Source organism: Novosphingobium jiangmenense, from assembly GCF_015694345.1.
Taxonomy (GTDB): domain Bacteria; phylum Pseudomonadota; class Alphaproteobacteria; order Sphingomonadales; family Sphingomonadaceae; genus Novosphingobium; species Novosphingobium jiangmenense.
In genome coordinates, this window is record NZ_JADQDC010000007.1 from 1 (window position 1) to 22,118 (window position 22,118).

At 65.1% G+C, this 22,118-nt stretch carries 20 protein-coding genes; 5 read left to right on the forward strand and 15 right to left on the reverse strand.

The features are described from left to right. Positions 1-450: 450 nt before the first annotated feature. Both I2488_RS11280 and I2488_RS11285 read right to left on the reverse strand, forming a co-directional pair. The gene (locus I2488_RS11280; RefSeq protein WP_196275916.1) at positions 451-1,434 is read right to left on the reverse strand and encodes a sugar phosphate isomerase/epimerase family protein; all 984 of its coding nucleotides are present in this window, start codon (positions 1,432-1,434) and stop codon (positions 451-453) included. Continuing rightward, positions 1,431-2,651 (reverse strand): MFS transporter, encoded by a 1,221-nt coding sequence (locus tag I2488_RS11285; RefSeq protein WP_214652350.1) that lies wholly within the window; start codon positions 2,649-2,651, stop codon positions 1,431-1,433. Before I2488_RS11285 ends, I2488_RS11280 begins: the two co-directional genes overlap by 4 nt. Positions 2,652-2,772: 121 nt before the next feature. On the opposite strand from I2488_RS11285, the gene I2488_RS11290 reads away from it, so the two are divergent. Both I2488_RS11290 and I2488_RS11295 read left to right on the forward strand, forming a co-directional pair. Further along, positions 2,773-3,282, forward strand: a complete 510-nt coding sequence (locus I2488_RS11290; RefSeq protein WP_196275917.1) for a gluconate 2-dehydrogenase subunit 3 family protein — start codon at positions 2,773-2,775, stop codon at positions 3,280-3,282. A 26-nt stretch (positions 3,283-3,308) separates the two neighbouring features. Further along, positions 3,309-4,997 carry a GMC oxidoreductase gene (locus tag I2488_RS11295; RefSeq protein ID WP_196275918.1) on the forward strand — a complete coding sequence of 563 codons (1,689 nt, stop codon included), beginning with the start codon at positions 3,309-3,311 and terminating at the stop codon, positions 4,995-4,997. Between the two features lie 45 nt (positions 4,998-5,042). On the opposite strand, the gene I2488_RS11300 is transcribed toward I2488_RS11295, so the two are convergent. Genes I2488_RS11300 through I2488_RS11320 form a run of 5 tightly spaced genes read right to left on the reverse strand, consistent with a single transcriptional unit; the run spans position 5,043 to position 8,573 of the window. After that, positions 5,043-5,726: a glutathione S-transferase family protein gene (locus I2488_RS11300; protein WP_196275919.1), complete on the reverse strand. Its 684-nt coding sequence runs from the start codon at positions 5,724-5,726 to the stop codon at positions 5,043-5,045. Positions 5,727-5,772: 46 nt separating this feature from the next. Next, a complete protein-coding gene (locus I2488_RS11305) occupies positions 5,773-6,321 on the reverse strand; it encodes a glutathione peroxidase (protein WP_196275920.1) in 549 nt (182 codons plus the stop codon). 12 nt (positions 6,322-6,333) lie between these two features. Continuing rightward, positions 6,334-6,996 carry a CoA transferase subunit B gene (locus tag I2488_RS11310; RefSeq protein ID WP_196275921.1) on the reverse strand — a complete coding sequence of 221 codons (663 nt, stop codon included), beginning with the start codon at positions 6,994-6,996 and terminating at the stop codon, positions 6,334-6,336. An 18-nt stretch (positions 6,997-7,014) separates the two neighbouring features. Continuing rightward, the gene (locus I2488_RS11315) at positions 7,015-7,866 is read right to left on the reverse strand and encodes a hypothetical protein (protein WP_196275922.1); all 852 of its coding nucleotides are present in this window, start codon (positions 7,864-7,866) and stop codon (positions 7,015-7,017) included. Then, on the reverse strand, positions 7,863-8,573 hold the full coding sequence (locus tag I2488_RS11320; protein ID WP_196275923.1) for a CoA transferase subunit A: 711 nt from the start codon (positions 8,571-8,573) through the stop codon (positions 7,863-7,865). Before I2488_RS11320 ends, I2488_RS11315 begins: the two co-directional genes overlap by 4 nt. Before the next feature lie 94 nt (positions 8,574-8,667). Here I2488_RS11320 and I2488_RS11325 point away from each other — a divergent pair, with 94 nt between their 5' ends. Continuing rightward, positions 8,668-9,549 (forward strand): LysR family transcriptional regulator, encoded by an 882-nt coding sequence (locus I2488_RS11325; RefSeq protein WP_196275924.1) that lies wholly within the window; start codon positions 8,668-8,670, stop codon positions 9,547-9,549. 182 nt (positions 9,550-9,731) lie between these two features. Here the strand turns inward: I2488_RS11325 and I2488_RS11330 are convergent, their stop codons facing one another. The 5 genes from I2488_RS11330 to lgt form a co-directional block, all read right to left on the reverse strand. Beyond that, complete coding sequence (locus I2488_RS11330; protein ID WP_196275925.1) at positions 9,732-10,553, reverse strand: cytochrome c1; 822 nt, start codon at positions 10,551-10,553, stop codon at positions 9,732-9,734. 31 nt (positions 10,554-10,584) lie between these two features. Further along, positions 10,585-11,874, reverse strand: a complete 1,290-nt coding sequence (locus I2488_RS11335) for a cytochrome b (RefSeq protein WP_196275926.1) — start codon at positions 11,872-11,874, stop codon at positions 10,585-10,587. 11 nt (positions 11,875-11,885) lie between these two features. After that, complete coding sequence (petA, locus tag I2488_RS11340) at positions 11,886-12,449, reverse strand: ubiquinol-cytochrome c reductase iron-sulfur subunit (protein ID WP_196275927.1); 564 nt, start codon at positions 12,447-12,449, stop codon at positions 11,886-11,888. A 286-nt stretch (positions 12,450-12,735) separates the two neighbouring features. After that, complete coding sequence (locus tag I2488_RS11345; protein WP_196275928.1) at positions 12,736-13,782, reverse strand: SAM-dependent methyltransferase; 1,047 nt, start codon at positions 13,780-13,782, stop codon at positions 12,736-12,738. After that, positions 13,779-14,678, reverse strand: a complete 900-nt coding sequence (lgt, locus tag I2488_RS11350) for a prolipoprotein diacylglyceryl transferase (RefSeq protein ID WP_196275929.1) — start codon at positions 14,676-14,678, stop codon at positions 13,779-13,781. The genes I2488_RS11345 and lgt overlap by 4 nt, the downstream gene beginning before the upstream one ends. A 154-nt stretch (positions 14,679-14,832) precedes the next feature. Here lgt and I2488_RS11355 point away from each other — a divergent pair, with 154 nt between their 5' ends. Continuing rightward, the gene (locus I2488_RS11355; RefSeq protein WP_196275930.1) at positions 14,833-16,536 is read left to right on the forward strand and encodes a class I adenylate-forming enzyme family protein; all 1,704 of its coding nucleotides are present in this window, start codon (positions 14,833-14,835) and stop codon (positions 16,534-16,536) included. A gap of 153 nt (positions 16,537-16,689) precedes the next feature. On the opposite strand, the gene I2488_RS11360 is transcribed toward I2488_RS11355, so the two are convergent. The 3 genes from I2488_RS11360 to I2488_RS11370 are packed head-to-tail and all read right to left on the reverse strand — an operon-like array spanning position 16,690 to position 18,629. After that, entirely contained in the window at positions 16,690-17,181 is a 492-nt protein-coding gene (locus I2488_RS11360) for an asparaginase domain-containing protein (RefSeq protein ID WP_196275931.1), read from the reverse strand. A 33-nt stretch (positions 17,182-17,214) separates the two neighbouring features. Beyond that, positions 17,215-17,982: a hypothetical protein gene (locus I2488_RS11365; RefSeq protein WP_196275932.1), complete on the reverse strand. Its 768-nt coding sequence runs from the start codon at positions 17,980-17,982 to the stop codon at positions 17,215-17,217. Beyond that, positions 17,982-18,629, reverse strand: coding sequence for an RNA polymerase sigma factor (locus I2488_RS11370; RefSeq protein WP_246465629.1), 648 nt, complete (start codon positions 18,627-18,629; stop codon positions 17,982-17,984). Before I2488_RS11370 ends, I2488_RS11365 begins: the two co-directional genes overlap by 1 nt. 310 nt (positions 18,630-18,939) lie before the next feature. Here I2488_RS11370 and I2488_RS11375 point away from each other — a divergent pair, with 310 nt between their 5' ends. Further along, positions 18,940-22,116, forward strand: coding sequence for an autotransporter domain-containing protein (locus I2488_RS11375; protein ID WP_196275933.1), 3,177 nt, complete (start codon positions 18,940-18,942; stop codon positions 22,114-22,116). The last annotated feature ends 2 nt before the right edge of the window (positions 22,117-22,118 follow it).

The window sequence follows — 22,118 nt, forward strand, 5'->3', positions numbered from 1 at the left end:
GATCTTCCAGGTCGCCGACATCGGCCTCGTCGGCGACCTCTTCACGCTGGTCCCGGAACTCACCGGCAAGCTCTGACACCAACACACGCAACGCCATGATGGAGTGTTTCCCCGGGGAAACACTCCAAATGGGTTAAAGGCCTCGCTTGCAAGAGCGGGGCTTTTTTGCATGCACAGGCCTGCTGGCCTCGCGTAAAGCGCAGTGCGCATCGTCAGTGGTCATCGCAAAGCAATTGCATTTCTCGCAACTGCAATTCCGTCCTTCGCACTTGCGGAATCAGGCCGCGAATCGCACATAGGAGAGGCCTTTCAGGCATCCTCTCCCAAACTTTCCAAGGCTGGTCTTCGGACCGGCCTTTCTTTTTGCGCAACTGACCCGGCTGTCAGCCCGCAATGAAAAAGGGGAGCCCGAAAGCTCCCCCTTTCCCCCTCAAGACTGTATTCGGCGCGTCAGGCGACGAAGCGTGACAGGAAGCCGTGGCTCTTGGTGACGGCGGCAAGCCGGTCCATCGCGAAGGGCGGTTCCTGCTCGACGAAATAGTGCTCGACGCCTGCGGCCAGCGCGGCAGGAAGGATCTTCGCCCATTCCAGCTTGCCCGATCCAACCTCGGTCGGGTCCTGGCCCATGACGAAGTTGGTCTTGGTCGTCGCCTTGATGTCCTTGACATGGACGGCCTTGACCCGGCCCTTCAGCTTCATCAGCTCAGCGGCGGGATCGTGTCCGGCGGCGGCGGTCCAGCCGAGATCGAGTTCGAAGTTGACCAGCGCGGGGTCGGTCTCGCGCTGGAGGATGTCCCACCCGGTAACGCCACCGTCGAGCGGGGCGAATTCCATGTTGTGGTTGTGATAACCCAGCCGGATGCCGAAAGGCTTCAGCGCCGCGGCACGTTCGTTGAGCAGGTTGGCCGTGCGCTTCCAGTGATCGGCGCCGGCCGCGCGCAGGGCATCGCCGATGGCGACCTGCGGGTTCTTGCCCTGCGGCACCGAAAAGCCTTCGGGCAGCGGGCAGAGCGGCAGGAATACCTGATAGATGCCGAGCGTATTGAGACCGTCGGCGATCTGCTGCGCCGGGCTCAGCAGGTTGAGCGCACCGCCGGTGAACGGCCCCGGCATGTTCATGTGGATCGAACTGTAACGCACGCCCGCTTTGTCCGCCGCAGCGCGCAGGTCCTTCGGGGTGCGGTTGTAGAAGTTGGGCAGCTCGATATCGGTGAAGCCGACGGCGGCAAGCTTGGCCAGCGTGCCATCAAGATCCTTCGTCGGCAGATCGCCCAGCGTGTAAAGCTGCAGGCCGATGGGTTTGCCGATGCGCTGGAAGAACGGCTTGCGGCGCATGGCCCGGGCAAAGGCGGGCGCATCAGCCACGGCGACAGCTCCGGCAGCACCAAGGGCTGCCAGCAACGAGCGGCGATCGAGCGAGGACTGGGACATCATGCAATCTCCACGCCCTTGGCGGGCCCATGGGTTTCGGGACGGAAGGCGAGAAGCAGCAGCACTGCACCGAGCGCGGCAAGTCCTGCAGGCACAAGGAACACCGCGGTGTAATCGACCACGCCATCGGGGCCGGTCAGGCGGGCAACGATGGCCGGGAACATGAAGCTCGCCACCATGTTGCCGACCCCGAGGATCAACAGGTTGAACAGGCCCTGCGCCGACGAGCGCACGTCCTTGGGGAAGGCCTCGTCAACGAAGATGTAAACCGTGGCGAAGAAGAAAGCGTAGCAGATGCCGTGCAGCAACTGCACCGCGATGATCGCCGGAATGCTGTCTGCCAGGAAAGAGAACGCGAGGAAGCGCGCGGCGTGACCGAGGATGCCGACGATCATCGTCCAGCGCCAGCCGAGCCGCGCCAGCACCTTGCCCAGCACCAGCATGGTCAGGATCTCGGCGACTTGCCCAAGGCTCAACACCACCATCGAAAGGTTCCCGGCAATGCCGACGCGATTGGTGAGGAAGGCATCGGACAGCACGAAGTAGCCGTTGTGAACGACCGAATCGATGAAGGTGACGAGGAACAGCACGGCGACCACCGGCTTCTTCAACAGGCCCAGCGCACGGCGCCAGGCCAGCTTGTCGACATTGCCCTCGGTGCGCGGCGGGGTGTGCGGCAGGCCCAGCGAGAACGCCGCCATGATGAAGGAAATCACTGCCGCGACGATGAAGATCGAGCGGACCTGCGCCGCATCGGCATGGGCACCGAGGATGAACACGAAAGGCCAGCTCGCCATGATCCAGCCGACCGTGCCGCCCGAGCGAACCGAACCATATTCGGCGGGATTGGGCAGATGGGTGAAGGCCACGGTGTTGGTCACCGACAGGGTCGGCACATAGACCAGGCTGTAGACCAGATAGCAGACGAAGAACGGCAGGAAGCTGGTGCTGAATGCCGTGCCGAGCAGGGCGAGACCGCCGATCACGTGGCTGCCGGCGAGGAACCGCTCAGCAGCGAAGGTGCGATCGGCGAACTGGTTCGAGAAGAAGATGCCGAGGACCGAGGCGATGCCCCAGCAGGTTCCTACCAGTCCCTGTTGCCCTGCGCTGAAGCCCAGCATGGTCATGTAGGGAAACAGCTTCGGCGCCCAGGCACCCCATACCGCGAGTTGCAGGGCCATCATGGCGAACAGACGAATCTTCAGTGACAGCGTTGACAATTTCAGGCCCCCGATCCCATACCGTTTCGCGAAACTGTCGCCGCAAGCGCGCAAAGACGCAACAACGAATTGCACGGGAGATTGGATGATGCAGCATATCCCGCTGGAAAGAAGGGATTTTTTGGCAAGTCTGGCGAGCCTTTTGGGCGTCGCCGCGCTCCCGCTCGATGCATTGGCAGCGACTCCGGCAGCAAGCCTGCCGGCAACGCAGATGGCCTTGGCCAATGCCTATGCCGACACGCTTATCCCTCGTACCGATACGCCGGGCGCGATCGACGCGAAGGTTCCCGCCGGCTTTGCCGCAATGCTGCAGAACTGGGCCTCGCCCGCCACACGCGCCGCCATGCTGGCCGAGCTGGACGCGATCGATGCGGCAGCTCGTGCGGCAACGGGCAAGGCGTTCACCGCGCTTTCCGCAAAGCAGCGCATGGCCTTTCTCCAGCCCTATGACGCGCAGAACTTCGAGCGTCGTCCGTACAAGCGACTGCGCGAACTGATGATCGTGCTGTTCTACAATTCCGAACCGGGGGCGACCGTGGCGCTGAGCTACGAGCATGCGCCGGGGCCGCTGCAGCCCTCGCTGCCGATCACGCCCAAGACGCGCGCGTCGGCCGGCCTGTCGTTCTTCTGATCACGCCCGCGAGGAGGGGATACACAATGTTTGACGCAATCGTCATCGGATCGGGCATGAGCGGCGGGATCGCCGCCAAGGAACTGTGCGAGCGCGGGCTCAAGACGCTCGTGATCGAGCGCGGCCGCAAGCTGGAGCACGGGGCATCCTACACGGACTGGATGCAGCCGTGGGAAGTGCCCAACGGCGGCAGCATTCCGGAAGAGGAGCTGGCGCGCGACTATGCCGTGCAGCGCAACTGCTATGCCGTGAACACCGCCACGCAGCAGTACTGGGTGAAGGACAGCGAGCACCCCTATTCGACGCCCGAAGACAAGCCGTTCTGGTGGATCCGCGGCTATCACCTCGGCGGCCGCTCGATCATGTGGGGACGCCAGACCTACCGCATGTCGGAAATGGACTTCGAATCCAACGCGCGCGACGGCCACGGCGCCGATTGGCCGATCCGCTATGCCGACCTTGCGCCCTGGTATGACCACGTCGAGGAGTTCATCGGCGTGTCCGGCTCCATGGAAGGCCTGCCCCAGTTGCCCGATGGCAAGTTCCTTCCCGCCATGGCGATGAACGATGGCGAGAAGGCGTTCAAGGCGGCAGTCGAAGGCCGCTTCCCCGATCGCAAGGTCATCATCGGCCGCTGCGCGCACCTGACCGAGCCGAAGGAGCATCACACCGCGCTGGGCCGCAACCAGTGCATGAACCGCTCGTTCTGCGAACGCGGCTGCTCGCTGGGTGCCTATCATTCCAGCCTGTCGTCTTCCTTGCCTGCCGCCGAGGCGACCGGCAACCTGACCATCGTCACCGACGCCATCGCCCATTCGATCATCACCGATCCGAAGACCGGCAAGGCCACCGGGGTGCGGGTGATCGACCAGAACACCAAGCAGGGCCGCACCTACGAGGCCAAGCTGGTGTTCCTCTGCGCCTCGACCATCCCGACCGCGCAGATCCTGCTCAATTCGCGCAGCGAGGCCAATCCGCGGGGCCTTGCAAACTCGTCGGACATGGTCGGTCGCAACCTGATGGATCACCTCTACGGCCTCGGCTACATCGCGCGGATGCCGGGACCGGACACGACCTACAAGGGACGCCGTCCCAACGGTCTCTACATCCCGCGCTATCGCAACCTGCCGGGCCGCGAAGAGACCGCAGACTTCCTTCGCGGCTATGGCTTCCAAGGTTCGGTCCAGCGCATGGGCTGGCGCGCGGTCGCCAACTCGGCGCCGGGCGTGGGCGAGGCGCTCAAGGCGCGCGTCAGCCATCCGGGCGAGTGGATGGCGATGTTCTCCGGCTTCGGCGAGATGATCCCCGATCCGAACAACCGCGTCACCCTGACCGACAAGACCGACCAGTGGGGCATGCCGATCGTCCACGTCGATTGCGCGCATGGCGCGAACGACAAGAAGATGGCCAAGGCGATTCTCGAGGATGGCAAGGCCATGATCGAGGGCGCAGGCGGCACGATCGTGCAGGCTCGCACGAACCTGGTGCCGCCGGGCCTTGGCATCCACGAGATGGGCACGGCCTGCATGGGCAAGGATCCGAAGACCTCGGTGCTCAACAAGTACAACCAGGCACACGACGTGCCGAACCTGTTCATCACCGATGGTGCGGCGATGGCATCGGGCGGCTGCCAGAACCCTTCGCTGACCTACATGGCACTTTCGGCCCGCGCGGCGCACCACGCAGCCGAATTCCTCAAGGCCGGAACGATCTGATCGGGAGCGCCCTCCTTCCGGGGAGGGCGCTTCAGGCAACCAGCTTCAGCTCTGGCGATAATCGGCGGTGATCTCGCCCGCATCGGCGAGTTCCGCCTCGTGGCTTTCCTCGCGCCATGCTTCGGCCAGGGCCTCGGCTTCCCATTGCTGCATGGCCGGGTGGGCGATCACATGGTCGACCCATGCCTGTCCCTTGCCTACGTCCAGCCCGTAAGTGCGGATGCGGAAGGCTACGGGGGCGAAGAACGCGTCGAGCGCGGTGAAGGCCGGCCCTGCCAGCCACGGCCCGCCAAACTGTGCGAGGCCTTGTTCGAAGATTTCGCGCACGCGTGCCACGTCACGAACCAGTGCGGGGCGCATCGGGCGCGGCTTTACCCGCACGCCGACATTCATCGTGCAATCGTTGCGCAGCGCCGAGAAGCCGCCGTGCATCTCGGTGACAGCGCACATCGCAAAGGCGCGGGCTGCCTCGTCATCCGGCCACACGCCGTCGTGCCGCTCGGCCAGGTAGAGCGCGATGCCGAGCGAATCCCACACCGTGCGCGCTCCATCGAGCAGCACCGGCACCTGTCCGGTAGGCGAGAAGGCGCGGAATTCGTCGTAGTTCGAAGGCTTGGTGAAAGGCTCGATCCGGTCCGTGAACGGGATGCCGAGCGCCTTCATCAGCAGCCATGGCCGCAGGGACCAACTCGAGTAATTCCGGTTGGCGGTGATCAGGGTGTAGCTCATGGGGCGCGAACCTAGCGCCCCATGAAATGCGCGCAAGGCTCGCGCGTTACTTCGCCAGTTCCGCCTCGATCGCCGCCACCAGCGCTGGATCGTCAGGCGTGACGCCGGGGGCGAAGCGGGCGGCGACCTTGCCGTCGCGGCCGATCAGGAACTTCTCGAAGTTCCACAACACTTCCGGGTCCTCGGTCGGCGTCATGCCATAGCCCTTGAGCTTGTCGCGGAACTCCTGCGCGGGGCCTTGCTTGGTCGGGGCAGCTTCGGTCAGGGCGGCATAGAGCGGCTGCTTGGCCGGACCGGTGACGTCGGCCTTGGCGAAGAGCGGGAAGGAGACGCCGTAGTTGAGCTTGCAGAACTCGGCGATTTCCTCGTGGCTGCCCGGTTCCTGCGCACCGAAATCGTTGGCGGGGAAGCCCAGCACTTCAAAGCCGCTGCCAGCCTTGGCCTTGTAGAGCGCCTCAAGCCCTTCGTACTGCGGCGTCAGCCCGCACTTCGAGGCGACGTTGACCACGAGCAGGACTTTGCCGGCATGGTTGCCGAGCGTGTCCGGGCTGCCGTCGATGCGGCTGAGCGGTATCGTGGTCAGGTCGGTCGCCATTTCGTGTCCTTCTTACAGATCGATATAGTGCGCCGTGGTACGGGCGCGGACTTCCTCTGCCGAGACGCCGGGGGCGCACTCGATCAGGCGGAACGGCGAATTGTGGTCCGGACGCTGGAAAACCGCAAGGTCGGTGACGATCATGTCGACCACGCCCTTGCCGGTCAACGGCAGGGTGCAGTTGGGGATGAACTTCGGGTCTCCGTTCTTGGCACAGTGCTCCATCACCACGATTATCTTCTTGACCCCGGCGACGAGGTCCATCGCGCCGCCCATGCCCTTGATCATCTTGCCCGGGATCATCCAGTTGGCGATGTCGCCGTTCTCGGCCACTTCCATGGCGCCCAGCACGGTCAGGTCGATCTTGCCGCCGCGGATCATCGCGAAGGACTGCGCGCTGTCGAAATAGGCCGAGTGCGGCAGTTCGCTGATGGTCTGCTTGCCGGCATTGATCAGGTCCGGGTCTTCCTCGCCCGCATAGGGGAACGGACCGATGCCGAGCATGCCGTTCTCCGACTGCAGCGTCACCGTCATGCCCTCGGGCACGTGGTTGGCAACCAGCGTCGGGATGCCGATGCCGAGGTTCACGTAGAAGCCGTCCTGCAATTCGCGCGCGGCGCGTGCTGCCATCTCGTCGCGGCTCCAGCCGGTCTTCAGCCCGTCATGCGTGGTCATGGGTCTTGCTCTTTCGTGTCACTTGATGGGAGGCGGCGCGAGGAACCAGCCAGCGCCGATGAACTGTTCGAGCGCGATGGCCACCGGGCCATCGGGATTGCGCAGATAGTCGAAGACCTCGTCGAAATCGGCCTTGCGATCCCCGGCGATGGCCAGCACGCACCAGTCTTCGTCGGCGCGATCGAGGATCTGCTGCTTGCGGGTCTCGCGCGAATGCAGGAGCATGACCTGATCGATGCCCAGCGGATCGAGGCCGGTCGCCTTTAGGATCGTGCCGAGCCGCTTGGCATCGCCATCGGGCAACGAGGCGATCCACACCACCGCCGTGCCGGTACCGCGAATGCGCCGCAGGTGCTGGGCGAGGCCGGGCACCGGGGTCGGCGGATCGTCGAGGTCGAAGGCCTTGTCGCCGGGATCGAGATCGATCAGCACCGCGCCGCGCTGGTCAGCACAAGGGCTCATCCGAGGGATTTCGACCAAGCTGCGCTGATCGAGCAGGGCAGATGTGCGCACCTTGCCCGGCGTGGTCGCCTCGACCTGCGCCAGAACGTAGGCGGCAAGCGCGCCGTAGGGATCGTAAGACGAATCAACCTCTGCTTGGGCCTCTGCCGCTTCGACCATCGGCGCGGCCGCAGCAGGCTCCGGCACGACAGGGGCAGGAGCCAGCAGCGGCGGCGTGGCCGAAACGCCCTGCCCCACGGTCACTTCAGGCGTGGGCGCAGGTTTGGCCGGATCGGGCTTCTTCTTGCCCTTGATCGCCTTGGTACCAAGCGCGCCCGTCGCGGCCAGCGGTGCGATGGCCGCAGCGACGCAGCCCGAAAGCTGCGTAGCCGCCAGCGCCGCCATCAGAGGCAGCGCGCGCCGGATCATGCCGCTTCCCGCTCGCGCACGGTGCGGAACTCGATCTTCTTGTCATAGGGCGCGCCGACGATCATGCGCTGCACGTAGACACCGGGCAGATGGATGCTGTCCGGATCGAGCGAACCCGCCGGCACGATCTCTTCGACTTCCACGACGCAGACCTTGCCGCAGGTCGCTGCAGGCACGTTGAAGTTGCGCGCCGTCTTGCGGAACACGACGTTGCCGGTCTCGTCCGCCTTCCACGCCTTGACCAGCGCGAGGTCGGCGAAGATGCCGCATTCGAGGATGTATTCCTGCCCGTCGAAGACCTTGGCTTCCTTGCCCTCGGCCACCAGCGTGCCGACGCCGGTCTTCGTGTAGAACCCGGGGATGCCGGCGCCCCCTGCACGCATACGCTCAGCCAGGGTACCCTGCGGGCAGAATTCGACTTCAAGCTCACCCGAGAGGTACTGACGCTCGAACTCCTTGTTCTCGCCGACGTAGCTGGAGATCATCTTCCTGACCTGCCGCGTACGCAACAGCTTGCCGATGCCCTCGTTGTCGATCCCGGCATTGTTCGAGGCAAAGGTCAGGTCCTTTACGCCCGAATCACGCACGGCATCGAGCAGGCGCTCGGGAACGCCACAGAGGCCGAACCCGCCGCAGGCAATCAGCAGGCCATCGCGCAGCAGGCCATCAAGCGCAGCAGTGGCATCGGCATAGAGCTTCTTCGACATCGGCAGACTCTCCTTTTCGAGCGAGGTGCTAGCACAGGATACAAATTGAAAAGAGCGATTGTTTTTTATCACAATCGATAACAATGTCTGATCAATGAAGCGGATAGCGATCTATCATCTGGAGACGTTGCTGTGGATCGCGCGGCTCGGCACATTCCGCGCTGCGGCCGAGCGGCTGAACACGACGCAGCCCGCCATATCCGCCCGCGTGCGCGAGATCGAGGAGCAGCTCGGCATCGCCATTTTCCGCCGCGAGGGCCGCAACATGGTACTGACCGCGCGCGGGCGGCGGCTGGTGCAGGAATGCGAGCCATTGTGGGCGGGGTTCGAAAAGGCATTGCTGACGGCGTCGGGCTTCGAAGGCGCGAGCGGCGTCGTGCGCATCGGTTCGGGCGAGATCGCGGCGGCTTCGTGTCTTCCCGGCTTCGTCCATGCGATCGAGCAGGACTTGCCCGGGGTGACGCTGGAACTGGAGCTGGACCTGACCGCGCGCATGTTTCAGCAGCTTCTCGGCGGCACGATCGATCTTGCCTTCCTAGCAGGGCCAGTGGCCAGCCCGGGCATCCGTACCACGCCGATCGGCTCGGTCGGCCTCGTCTGGGCGGCAAGCGCGCGCACAGTGGAGGCGGGAGGCTTTGCGCAGCCGCTACCGGTGTGGTCGATCCCCGACCTGTCCCCGCTGCATGGCGTGACGATGGAAACGCTTGCGGCCAACCGCGTCACGCCCCGCTCGATCGGCACCTGCAACAACGTGCGGACGCTGATCGACATCGTCACCGGCGGCGGCGGCGCGGCAGTACTCCCCGAACCGATGGTGCGGCCACTTCTGAACAGAGGCGTATTGGCAGAAGTCCTGCCCGCGCCCACCCGCAAGATCCGCTTCGAAGTGGCAATCCGCAACACCGAGAACGACCCGCTGGTTCTGGAACTGTTCCGGCGGGCGAGCGACCTGCGGATCGATGGAACGCCCGCCTGACACAGCCCTCTCCGTCATTGCGAGCGTAGCGAAGCAATCCAGGGCGGTTTGCTGTGACGCTCTGGATTGCTTCGTCAGCTTCGCCTCCTCGCAATGACGAAAATCCGCGGACCGGCCAGACACACGAAAAAGGCCACCGTTTCCGGTGGCCTCGTTCGTTTTGCCGATCTGGCAGGAAAGGCTTATTCGCCCTTCTTATCCGCCCAGACGTTCTTCTTGGCGAGGTAGGCCAGGACCGTGGCGACCAGCAGGAAGCCGAGGACTGCCCAACCGGTCTGCTTGCGCTTGTCCAGCTTGGGTTCGGCGGTCCAGATCAGGAAGGCCGAGACGTCGGTCGCCATCTGGTCAACCGTTGCCTTGGTGCCGTCCGAATAGGTCACCTGACCGTCGCCCGTCAGCGGAGCCGGCATCGCGAGGTTGAGGTTCGCGAAGTACGGGTTGTAGTACAGGCCGTCCGGGGTCTTGGCGTCCGGGAACTTCTTGAGAAGCTCGGCAGGCTGCTCCTGGTAACCGGTCAGCAGCGAGTGGACATAGGCGCCACCGTCGTGACGGGCCTTGGTGATCAGCGACAGGTCTGGCGGATTGCCCTGGCCTGCGTAGTACACGGTCGGGAAGTAGTCCGACGGGATGTTGTCACGCTCGCCACGCTCGCCGCTCTTCGGATCGAAGGTCGGCTGCTTGGTGCCCCATTCCTTGGCAATCGCCTTCACTTCGGCTTCCGAGTAACCGAGGGCAGCGAGGTCGCGGAAGGCGACGTGCTTGAGCGAGTGGCAGGTCGAGCAGACTTCCTTGTAGACCTGGAAGCCGCGCTGCAGCTGGGCCTTGTCGAACTTGCCGAACGCGCCGTCGGAAGCGAAGTGCACTTCCTTGGGGTGAAGGTGGAACTCGTGCTCCGCGGTGGGAGCAGCGGGTTCCGTGATCGCGACATAGGCGCCGTTACCGAACGACCAGAGCAGCGCGACCGCGAAGAAGAGGCCGACGAGGGGGCCAAAAAGACGGACCATAGGGTTCTCTTTCTCTTACGCTTCGTGGCTGTCAGGCAGCAGCGGGGTTGGCGTTGAGCACTGCGCTCTCATCCTTGCCCAGCACGGCTTCGGTGATCGAGAACGGAAGCGGTTCCGGCTTCTCGATCGAGGAAACGAGCGGGAGAATGACGAGGAAGTGCAGGAAGTAGTACATCGACGCGATCTGCGAGATCATCACGTAGGGTTCCGCAGCCGGAGCGCCACCGCAGTAGCCGAGCACGGCGACGTCGATCAGCAGGATCCAGAAGAACTTGCGGAACAGCGGACGATAATGGCCCGAACGCACCGGCGAGGTGTCCAGCCAGGGCAGGAAGAACCACACCAGGATCGCCGAGAACATCGCAAGGACGCCCATCAGCTTGGCCGGGATGAAGAAGAAGTCCGCAGTGAAGGCGCGCAGGATCGCGTAGAACGGCCAGAAGTACCATTCCGGAACGATGTGGGCAGGCGTCGAAAGCGGGTTGGCCGGGATGTAGTTGTCCGGGTGACCGAGCATGTTCGGCGCAAAGAACAGCACCGCGCAGTAGATCAGCAGGAACACGCCCAGGCCGAAGCCGTCCTTCGCCGTGTAGTACGGGTGGAACGGAACGGTGTCGCTCTCGCTCTTCACTTCGACGCCGGTCGGGTTCGACGAGCCGGGGATGTGCAGCGCCCAGATGTGCAGGATGATGACACCCGCGATCACGAAGGGCAGCAGGAAGTGCAGCGAGAAGAAGCGGTTCAGCGCGGCGTTGTCAGGCGCATAGCCGCCCAGCAGCCACACCTGCAGCGGTTCGCCGACGACCGGGATCGCGCCGAACAAGCCGGTGATGACCTTGGCACCCCAGAACGACATCTGGCCCCAGGGCAGCACGTAGCCCATGAACGCGGTTGCCATCATCAGCAGGAAGATGACCACGCCCAGCAGCCAGATCATCTCGCGCGGGGCCTTGTACGAGGAGTAGAAGAAGCCGCGGAAGATGTGGAGATAGACGACGACGAAGAACGCCGAGGCGCCGTTGGCGTGCGCATAGCGCAGCATCCAGCCCCAGTTCACGTCGCGCATGATGTGCTCGACGCTGTCGAAGGCCACGCCTGCGTTCGCGGCGTAGTGCATCGCGAGGATGACGCCGGTCACGATCTGAAGCACGAGGCAGAAGCCGGCGAGAACGCCGAAGTTCCACATGTAGTTCAGGTTGCGCGGAACCGGGTAGCCGGCGCCGACCGCGTTGTAGACGAAGCGGGGCAGCGGCAGCTTTTCGTCAAGCCACTGCGTCAGGCCGTTGGCCGGCTTGTATTCGTTTGCCCAGGGAAAGCTCATGTTTCCTGTCCTCAGCCGATCTTCACGACAGTGTCGGAAGTGAATGCGTATTCGGGCACCTCGAGGTTCTTCGGTGCCGGGCCCTTGCGGATGCGCGCTGCGGTATCGTACGACGAACCGTGGCACGGGCAGAAGTAGCCGCCGAACTCACCCTTCACTTCGCCTTCGCCGGCGCCGAGCGGCACGCAGCCGAGGTGGGTGCAGACGCCCATCGTGATGAGCCAGTTGGTCTTGCCTTCCTTGGTGCGCTCTTCCAGCGACTGCGGATCGCGCAGCGAGGACACGTCGACCTTTTCGGCAGCGGCGATTTCTTCCGGCGTCAGGTTGCGGATGAACACCGGCTGCTTGCGGAAGACCGCCTTGATCGCCTGACCCGGCTGGATCGCCGAAATGTCGATCTCGGTGGAGCTCTGCGCCAGAACGTCCGCCGACGGCGCCATCTGACTTACCAGCGGGACCAGCACGGCAGCGCCGCCAACTCCCGCAAAACTCACCGCCGCGATATTGATGAAATCGCGCCGGCGCACGCCTTCTTCGGCTTGTGCCGAAGTGTCGATGCTTGCCTGTTCAGCCATTGAAATTCCCTGCCTGCTGCCGCCGCGCACGCGGATCGCGCACGGTCCAACTTGCCCCTTTGGAACGGCTCTGGAAATTGCCCATGGGGCTAACCACATGGACACCGGAACCGCACGGGAACCGGGCACGCGCAATGCACGGCCCCGGCCCCCACTTGGCGCGCCTGATAGACGCAAAGCCACGGCTTTGCCAACAGGCATTTTGGTGCGGGAATTAGCCCTTTTTCAGGCCCGTATTTCCGGGGGATTTCAAGAGCGCGACGGTTGGTGACGCAGCGCCGACGCCTCAGCCGAATCCGGCACCCTGCGGCCAGCGCGGCCCGGCGAGTCCCATCACCTTGAACAGGACGCCCATCTGGCCTTCCCCGGTAAGCCGCTCGCGCGCAGCGTGGATCGCCTCGGCATAGGCGGGGGCATAGGCGGCGAGCGCCTCGGCCCGTGCCTCGATGCCGAGCGCACGCAGCCAGCGCCCCTGCTCGACCGTGCCGAGCCACTGCACCTCGCGGGACAGCGCGATCGGCGCGAGGGCCGAGAAATCAACGTGAGCAGTCAGATCAGCCTCGCCGGGGCTGGCAAAGACATCGACCTTGCGATGCGCGCGCACCGCCTGCAGCGAGGAACCGAAGCGCGGTTCGGCATGGCCATAGTCGAAGAACAGCGCGGCTCCGCCCTGGCTCGCCAACCTGCCCGAAACTTCATACATCACCGCAGCCGACGCGGGCGAGGTCTCGAGAATCGAACCCTCGGGCGCCTCGCGCCGTGCCTGCGGCACTGCCGCATCCATCGCCGCCGATCCCGCCACCGGCACCAGACGCCCGTCGACAACGCCGACCATGCGCTCGCGCCAGCCCTCGCCCGTGCGCACGAGCTGGCGCACCGGCAGCGCATCGAGGAATTCGTTGGCAACGATCAGCAGCGGACCATCGGTCGGCAAGGTCGAGAGGTCGGCATGCCAGAAGGCCGACGGGTGCAGTTCAAGCTGCAGCGCCTTCAACGCCGTGCTGGTCTCGACGAAATGCACCCGAGGGCTCAGACCATAACGCTTCGCCGCCCCAAGCGCATCGCGCGCCAGTGTGCCGCGACCCGGCCCCAGTTCGACGTAGTGGACCGGCTCCGGCCGTCCGGCGCGAATCCACATGTCGGCAAGCCACAGCCCGATCAGCTCGCCGAACATCTGGCTGATCTCGGGCGCGGTGATGAAATCGCCCGCCGTGCCGAAGGGATCGCGGCTGGAGTAATAGCGCGCGTTGGATTCGGCCATGTAGTGCGCAATGCTGATCGGCCCGGTGTTGGTGATCAGCCGCGTGAACGTCTCCAGCAGCGATTGGCTCACGCCGGCACGGCTCCCCCTGCGGCGACCGGTTTGCTCATCAGGCCGCGGATCAGGAAGAACAGGCCGACCGCCATCATCGGAATGGTCAGCCACTGGCCCATCGACAGGCCGGTCTGCAGCGCGAAATCGAGCAGTTGTGCGTCAGGCTCGCGGAAGAATTCGACCGTGAAGCGCGACAGCGCATAGCCGAGCGTGAAGGTGCCGACGAGCAGGCCCGGCCGCCAGCGCGCCCTGGTCTTCCAGAACAGGAGGAGCAGCAAGATCATCAGCACGAGACCTTCCAGCCCCGCCTCATAGAGCTGGCTCGGGTGACGCGCGACGGGCCCACCGCCGGGAAAGACCATGGCCCAAGGCACGTCCGGTCCGGCCTCACGTCCCCACAGCTCGCCATTGGCGAAGTTTGCAAGGCGGCCGAACAGCAGCCCGAACGGCACGCAGACCGAGATGTAATCGCACACCCGCACGAAGTTCAGCCCGCCACGCCATGAAACCCAGGCGATGGCCAGGACAGTGCCCATCAATCCGCCGTGGAAGCTCATTCCGCCTTCCCACAGCTTGATCAGGTTTTCAGGGTGGGTCAGCAGTTCGGGCGCATAGAAGATCGCATAGCCGAGCCGACCGCCGAGAATGATGCCGAGCGTGGCATAGAAGAACAGGTCGTCCGCATGGCGCTGCGCCATCGGTGAGCCGGGCTGCCTGATCATCTTCGACAGGTGCCAGTAGCCCAGCACGATCCCGGCGAGATAGGCCAGCGAATACCACTTCAGTGCAAAGAAGCCGAGGTCGAGCGCGATCGGACCGATGCCCAGATCCGTCCAGCGAATCGGCACATGTCCGGCGCTGGCGGATGCCGACGCTACGGCAAGCGCGGTTGCTGTTGACAGTAGTGACAGCAAGAAACGAACTCCCTAGAACTTCGTGAACGGACGTGTTTTCGTGCTGTCAAACGCGCCCAATGGGGTAACGTATTGGCACAGGGAAAAGGTTGCAGGCAAACCCGAAAAGAGCGCGCAAGCAGAGCGTGCCAGGGTGAGGAGACGAAAGGGTATCATGAAAACCGAGCTGGACCTTGCCATGGACAGCGCCTTCGGCGCGCTCACTGCCGAAGGTGGCATGTTCCACACGGTGCCGATCGAAAGGTTCGGGCAGCAATTGCCGATGATTGCCGCCGCCCCGCCACACCTGCCCGCCTATTTCGCCTACTTCTGCGCCACGCAGGGCGAGAAGGCCTTCATCGTTGACGGCGACACGCGACTGAGCTTCGCCGATGTCTACAAGGCCGCACGCCATGTCGCAGGCGGGCTGGTCGAAGGGCTTGGACTGCAGAAGGGCGAACGCGTCGGCATCGCCGCGCGCAATTCGGCCAACTGGGTCATCGCCTACATGGGCGTGCTGATGGCGGGTGGTTGCGCCACGCTGCTCAACGGCTGGTGGCAAGGTGAAGAGCTGGCCCACGGCATCGATCTGGTGAAGTGCCGCTTCGTCATTGCCGACGCCGCACGTGCCGCGCGCCTCGAAGGCCACGCCCACGGCGCGCAGATCCTGCCGATGGGCCACGATTGCCCCTACGAGCAGGGCCTTGCCGCACTGCTGGCGGGTGGCGGCGGCATGGAAACCATCCTGCCCGAGCTGACTGGCGACGATCTTGCCACGGTGCTCTTCACTTCCGGCTCCACCGGCATGGCCAAGGGCGCCTATTCCGATCATCGCGGTGTCGTGCAGGGCACGATGAACTACGTCTGCCAGTCTGCCGCCATGCTGGCGATCCTCACCGCGCGCGGCGAAGGCCCGGCGGAGGGTTCGCAGCCCGTCACGCTGGTCAACGTGCCGCTGTTCCATGTGACCGGCGAAGTGCCGGTGTTCCTCCAGTCCTTCGCGCTGGGCCGCAAGCTGGTGCTGATGGCCAAGTGGGACGCGGTCGAGGCGATGAAGCTGATCGAGCGGGAGAAGGTCACCTATTTCGTCGGCGTGCCGCTGATGAGCTTCGAGATCGCCACCCACCCGGACCGCGACAAGTATGACCTGTCGACCTGCGTGTCGTTCGCCGCTGGTGGCGCGCCACGCCCGATCGAGCATGTCGATCGTATCCGCAAGGCCCTGCCCCACGCCTTCCCGCTGCTGGGCTATGGTCTCACCGAAACCAACGGCGTCGGCTGCGGCAACCTCAACGAGAACTACCTCGCCAAGCCCGGCAGCACCGGCACCGCCTCGCGCCCGCTGGTCGATCTGGCCATCCTTGACGACGACGGCAAGCCGCTGCCGCAGGGCCAGGTCGGCGAAGTCTCGATCCGTTCGATCGCGAACTTCCTCGGCTACTGGGACAACGAGAAGGCCACGCGCGAGGCGATCATGCCCGATGGCTACTTCCGCACCGGCGACCTCGGCTACCTTGATCCCGAGGGCTACCTGTTCATCGTCGACCGCAAGAAGGACATCATCATCCGCGGCGGCGAGAACATCTCGTGCATCGAGGTGGAAAGCGCGATCTACGCCCACCCCTGCATCGCCGAGGCCAGCGTGTTCGGCCTGCCTGACGAGAAGCTGGGCGAAGTCCCCGCCGCGGTCTATCTCGCCAAGGAGGGCTGCTCGGCCACCGACGAGGAACTGCGCGAGTTTCTCAAGGCCCACATCGCCCCGTTCAAGATCCCCGTGCGCTTCTGGGAAGTGACCGAGGCCCTGCCGCGCCTCGGCACCGAAAAGGTCGACAAGCGCAGCTTGCGCGAGCGCTATACCAAGGAGTTTCTGACCGCCTGAGCCCCATCTCTTCGTCATTCCCGCGCGGGCGGGAATCCAGCCACGAAGACTGTCGTCGCCGAAGCGACGGCATTTTCTGACTCTGGATCCCCGCCTGCGCGGGGATGACGATAGAAGGGAGGGTCGGCAGCTACGGGCTTACCGAGAGGCCCGTCAGACGCTCACGAACTTGCCCGCCGCGCGGTCCTTGCGGACCTTGAGGCCATCGAACACCTGCCCGCTCATGGCGATCCACACGCCGGACGCCGCCACCTGCGCGGTGGCGAAGGCCATGCCGAGGTTGAAGTGCGCGTCTGTCTCGGCAAAGCGCGCCGGTGACAGTGCGCCAGTCAGCACGATGGTCTTGTCAGTGATGTCACTGAGCGCTCTGGCCGTCTCGGTCATGGTGTCGGTGCCGTGGGTGATGACGACGTGGCGCTCCGGCGCCTCGCGCACGGCGGCAGCGATCAGCGCACGGTCGGCGTCGGTCAGTTCGAGACTGTCCTTGCGCATCAGTTCCATAACCCGGAACGGCAGTGCCACGCGCGCCTCGGCGATCAGTGCCGGGATGCCGCTCTCGACGATCTGGTATTCGCTGAGCGCGTCGAAATAGGCCTTGTCGATAGTGCCGCCGGTGGTCAGCACGAGGATCGGTTCTTGTTGCATGGCCAAGCCCTTAGCCCAGCGCCTACGCTGCCGCTAGTTGCCGGAGGGCGCAGGCGGCGGCGGTGCCGTTCCGGTCGTCTGGCTCGGCAACGATTGCCCGCCCGGCAGCGTCCCGCCCGACGCACCACCTGAAAAGCCCCAGCCCTGTTGCTGCGGGACGGGCGGCCCCATCAGTCCGCGCGGAGGAACGGCGCGCGGCGATGGATCAACCTTGGGGCCTGCAGATTCACGCGGTGCGGGCGGAGCGGTTGCCGCCAGTTGCGCCTCGGGCGCGACCGCCGGCTGGGTCACCGGATCAGGTGTAGCAGCAGCAGGCGAAGTCGCAGCCTTGGCGGCGACAGCGGGTTCAGGCGAGTTCCGGCCAACCCGTACCTGCGCAAGTTGCGTGGCGGGCTGGGCGGCGGGGATCGCCACCTCGGGCTGCTCTGCCTGAGGCGGCTTCCGAGCCATCATTCCGGCCGGCGCACCCGCAGGCGCAGTCCTTTGTCCGGACTGGCCCAGCAGAATGACTGCAGCCACGGTGGCAGCCATCGCGGCGAAACCACCGACTGCAAAGCGCTTGCGCGACGGAGCAACGGAGACCGGCGCTGAAGCGGCAAACGGGATCACTTGTGCGGCTTCTCGCGGCGCAACTTGCTCTGCCTCGGCTTGGGGTTCAGCCGGAAGCTGCGGCAGCGCGGTGGCCTGCGCCACGATCCGCGCGGCAAGGCCCGGCGGCAGGGCGGGCCGGGGCGCCCGGTCCAGCACCAGATCGAGCGCCGCATCGCTACGCGCGGGCGAGGCCGGAACCTTGCGCGCCATCAGCCCTGCGCCTCGAGATCCGCGCACGAAACGTCGCGCGCTTCCAACAGCGTGCGCATCTGCCTGCGGGCCCTGAACAGCAGCGATTCCATCGCCTTGATATTGAGGTCGAGTACCTCCGCTGCAAGGGCGTTCGAAAATCCTTCGTAGTAACAGAGCACTAGTGCGGCCCGGTAGCGCTCCGGCAAATCGCCGAGGGCATCGGCCACCGCCTGGGATGCCTGGTCAGCCTCGATTCGCCGGTCCGCCAAAGGTGTCTCGTCGGCCGGATCGGGCAGAGTTTCGACCGTGACCACGCGGAAGCGGCGCTTGCGATCAAAGCACAGGTTCATCGTCACCCGGTGCAGCCAGCCGACAAGTCCCGCGCCGCTCGGGCTCCAGCGTGGTGCATTCTGCCACAGCCGCGCAAAGCAATCCTGCAGCACGTCCTCCGCTTCCGCAGCATCGGACAGCATGCGCATGGCTACGCGATAGAGCGCGGGCGAATGGCGATCGACCAGCAGGGTGAAGGCGTCGACGGAACCGTGCGCGACCTCGCGCATCAGCGCCGCGTCGTCGAGCGCCTCACGATGAATCGGATCTCCGGCCGCAATCAGGCTGTCATCAGCCGGGACCGCTTCCGAGCGCATGTCGCCGTAGAAGGTCAAGGATACCCGCCGTTCGCACCAGTTCCCCCCGCCGGACGCAGGGAGGCCACGCCCTCTGACTGCCGGTTCCCAAGTGAACGCCAGATTTACGGCAATAACCGAATCGCATCGCCGCATTTATTTCGCAGCCCGTCCGAAGGGTTGCACGGCTCTGCGCGTTAGGTGCTGCGGAGGCAATCGTCCGGCACCCAGCCGTTCGGTCCTCCGACCTGTCGATCGGATTGGTGGTGCCCCCAGCAGTCCGACCACCTCGGCCCGCGCCGACCGCACCCCGGCGCGGGCCAACTTTGTCAGAATTCATGAGGGGTTTATGGACCGTCTTCGCAGCACCACCATTCTGTCGACGCTGACTGGAGCGTCCTTTGCTCTGGCCCTGCTGGCCCCGCAGGCGGCCCTCGCCGATACTACGGTCAGCACCAGCACGACCACGCCTCTCAAGACCTCGACCGCAGGCAACGTGACTGTCGCCAGCGGTGGCACGATCACGCTGGCGACGGGCGGCAACGCCGTGACGGTGGATTCGAACAACACCGCCACGGTCGCTTCGGGCGGCACGATCACAAACACCGGCGGCAAGAACGGCGACACCGGCATCCTGGTCGAAGCCGGACGCAACACGACGGTGACCAACGGCGGCACGATCACCGTCACCGAGAGCTTCAATGGTGCCGATACCGACAACAATGGCGTGGTCGACGGCCCGATCGCTTCGGCGAGCAACCGCTACGGCATTCTCGTCGGCCCGGGCGCGACGACCACAGCAACGCTCAAGAACACCGGCACGATCACTGTCGAAGGCCTCAACTCGGGCGGCATGGTCGCCAAGTCGGACCTCACCGGCAGCATCTCGAACACCGGCACGATCAAGGTTGTCGGCGACAACAGCGTCGGCATCGGCACCAGGGGCGTGTCCGGCAACGTCACGGCCGAAGGCACCGTCGCGGTGGTCGGAGCAGGCGCGCAAGGGCTCGTGGTCGGCGGCAACGTCGGCGGCTCGGTCCGTATCCAGGGCGCGATCTCGCAAAGTTCGAGCTACACCAACGATGCTGGCACCTCGAAGACGCTCTCGCGCACCGACCTGCGCACCGGCAAGGCCGCGGTCGAAATCGGCGGCAGCGTTGCGGGCGGCATCCTGCTCGACGCCGCGCCCTATGACCTCGACAGCACCAAGACCGACGAGGACAACGACGGCGTCGCCGATTCCTCGGAAGTGACCGGCACGATCACTTCGGTCGGCAACAGCCCCGGCATCCTTGTCGGCGCGGCCGGCGACATCGTGATCGGCAAGGTCAAGGGCCGCGACGGCGAGTTTTCGCTCGCGCTCGACGGCAATGTCACCGCCAATTCGGTCTACTCCAACACCGATGCCTATGCCGTCGTGATCGGCGGCAAGGGCGGCACGGTGACCATGGCCAACGGCATCGGCGTTTCGGGCACGATCAGCGCAACCTCCGTTGACCAGAAGGCCGTCGCCATCCTGATCAACGAAGGGTCGACCGTGCCGAGCCTGTCGAACAGCGGCACGATCAAGGCCGTCCTGTCCTCGCCGGGTGAAGGCACCGCCTATGCCATCCAGGACAAGTCGGGCACGCTCACCAGCCTCAACAACACCGGCTTCATCTCGGTCACCGGCTCCAGCGGTGACGACCTGCGCGCGATCGACCTCACCGCCAACACCAGTGGGGTGACAATCAAGCAGTACCTCAACGCCATCGACAAGAAGGCGCAGGACGCAGAGAAGGCGGCGAGCGGCTACAACCCGGCAAACCCGACGATCTACACTTCGATCACTGGCAACATCCACACCGGCAGCGGCAACGACGTGCTCGATGTCGCCTCGGGCCGCATCTTCGGCAACAGCTTCCTCGGCGCGGGCAACGATTCGGTCCTGCTTTCGGGCGACAGCGGCTACGTCGGCAACATCGACTTCGGCAGCGGCACCGCGACCATGACGATGGGCGACAGCGCCTTCTTCGTCGGCAAGCTTGATCTGGTCGGCAACGCCGGAACGCTCACGCTGGGCGGCACCTCGATCTTCGCAGGCACCCTCGCCAACGCCGGCCAGCTCGACGTGACGGTCAATGGCGGCAAGTTCGGCGCCAGCAGCGCCACGACGCTTGCCTTCGACAGCCTGACCGTGAACTCGGGCGGCGCGCTCAACGTCTATATCGACGGCACCACCGGCACCGCCTCGCAGATCAACGTCAACACGGCCACCTTCGCCAGCGGCTCCAAGGTCACAGCCACGATCTCCTCGCTCGACAAGGCCGTCGGCAACTACACGATCCTGACAGCGGGCACGCTGACCGGCTCGCCGGTGTTCGACGCCACCAACACCAAGCTCCCGGTCCTGTTCAACGGCGCCATCAACCGCGTCGGCGAGACGCTGGTGCTGGCCGTGACCCGCAAGACCGCGGCGCAGCTCGGCCTCACCGCCCCGCAGGCGGCCGCCTACGATGCGATCTACAAGCAGGGCACCGTCGTGACCAACCTCGGCAGCAGCTTCCTGCAAGCAGCAGACGCCGCCGCGCTGCAGGGCCAGTTCGACCAGCTCCTACCTGACTATGCCGGCGGCGTGTTCGATTTCGTCACCCGCTCGGGCCGCCTCGGCTCGCACCACCTGATGGATGACAGCTCGATCTTCGACATCAGCGACGTGGGCGGCTGGTTTGAACCGATCTACTTCCGCGGCACCAAGGACCAGACCGGCACCGCCGCGTTCAAGGTCAAAGGCTGGGGCCTTTCCGCCGGGCTCGAACGCGATATCGGCGCGGGCTACCTCGGCCTGTCGTTCCTCTACACCAAGGGCGACATCGCGACCTCGACGTACCAGAAGACCGATGCCAGCAACTACGAGCTCGGCCTGTTCTGGCGCCTTGCCTCGGGCCCGTTCTACGCCTTCGCCAAGGCCTCGGGCGGCCGCGTCTCGCTCAATTCCACGCGGCAGTTTACCGGCGCAGTCAACAGCACGGCCCTGTCCTACACCGCCAATGGCCGCTGGAAGGGCTGGACAGTGGGCGGCCAAGGCGGCGTGTCCTACCGCGCCGATCTCGGCGGCAACCTCTCGCTCAAGCCGATGGCCAGGTTCGACTACTACCGCTTGAGCGAAAAGGGCTACACCGAAGGTGGCAGCGACCAGATCGCGCTGACCGTGGCCAAGCGGACGTCCGACCTGCTGACCGGCACCGGCAGCCTCACCGCTTCGTGGAGCGCGGGCGAGGTCAACCGCGACGAGCGCCCGCTGACCATCGAGCTCGAAGGCGGCTACCGTGCGCGCATGGCTGGCAAGCTCGGCGATACGGTCGCCAACTTCGAGGATGGCAACCAGTTCCGTCTCGTGGCGGATCGCATGAAGTCCGGCTGGACCTCCGAAGCGCGCCTGCTGCTGGGTGGCATGGACTACACCTGGCAGCTGGCCGGCGGAGCCGAGCAGATCCAGGGCGGGGTCGACTACTCGGTGCGCGCCTCGCTCAGCATCGCGTTCTGATC

Excerpts from the sequence above, each read along its gene's own strand:
- I2488_RS11280 (WP_196275916.1), bottom strand. The coding sequence starts at position 1,434 with ATGATGTCCCAGTCCTCGCTCGATCGCCGCTCGTTGCTGGCAGCCCTT.
- I2488_RS11295 (WP_196275918.1), top strand. The coding sequence starts at position 3,309 with ATGTTTGACGCAATCGTCATCGGATCGGGCATGAGCGGCGGGATCGCC.
- I2488_RS11300 (WP_196275919.1), bottom strand. The coding sequence starts at position 5,726 with ATGAGCTACACCCTGATCACCGCCAACCGGAATTACTCGAGTTGGTCC.
- I2488_RS11305 (WP_196275920.1), bottom strand. The coding sequence starts at position 6,321 with ATGGCGACCGACCTGACCACGATACCGCTCAGCCGCATCGACGGCAGC.
- I2488_RS11310 (WP_196275921.1), bottom strand. The coding sequence starts at position 6,996 with ATGACCACGCATGACGGGCTGAAGACCGGCTGGAGCCGCGACGAGATG.
- I2488_RS11315 (WP_196275922.1), bottom strand. The coding sequence starts at position 7,866 with ATGATCCGGCGCGCGCTGCCTCTGATGGCGGCGCTGGCGGCTACGCAG.
- I2488_RS11320 (WP_196275923.1), bottom strand. The coding sequence starts at position 8,573 with ATGTCGAAGAAGCTCTATGCCGATGCCACTGCTGCGCTTGATGGCCTG.
- I2488_RS11325 (WP_196275924.1), top strand. The coding sequence starts at position 8,668 with ATGAAGCGGATAGCGATCTATCATCTGGAGACGTTGCTGTGGATCGCG.
- I2488_RS11330 (WP_196275925.1), bottom strand. The coding sequence starts at position 10,553 with ATGGTCCGTCTTTTTGGCCCCCTCGTCGGCCTCTTCTTCGCGGTCGCG.
- I2488_RS11335 (WP_196275926.1), bottom strand. The coding sequence starts at position 11,874 with ATGAGCTTTCCCTGGGCAAACGAATACAAGCCGGCCAACGGCCTGACG.
- petA (WP_196275927.1), bottom strand. The coding sequence starts at position 12,449 with ATGGCTGAACAGGCAAGCATCGACACTTCGGCACAAGCCGAAGAAGGC.
- I2488_RS11355 (WP_196275930.1), top strand. The coding sequence starts at position 14,833 with ATGAAAACCGAGCTGGACCTTGCCATGGACAGCGCCTTCGGCGCGCTC.
- I2488_RS11360 (WP_196275931.1), bottom strand. The coding sequence starts at position 17,181 with ATGCAACAAGAACCGATCCTCGTGCTGACCACCGGCGGCACTATCGAC.
- I2488_RS11365 (WP_196275932.1), bottom strand. The coding sequence starts at position 17,982 with ATGGCGCGCAAGGTTCCGGCCTCGCCCGCGCGTAGCGATGCGGCGCTC.
- I2488_RS11375 (WP_196275933.1), top strand. The coding sequence starts at position 18,940 with ATGGACCGTCTTCGCAGCACCACCATTCTGTCGACGCTGACTGGAGCG.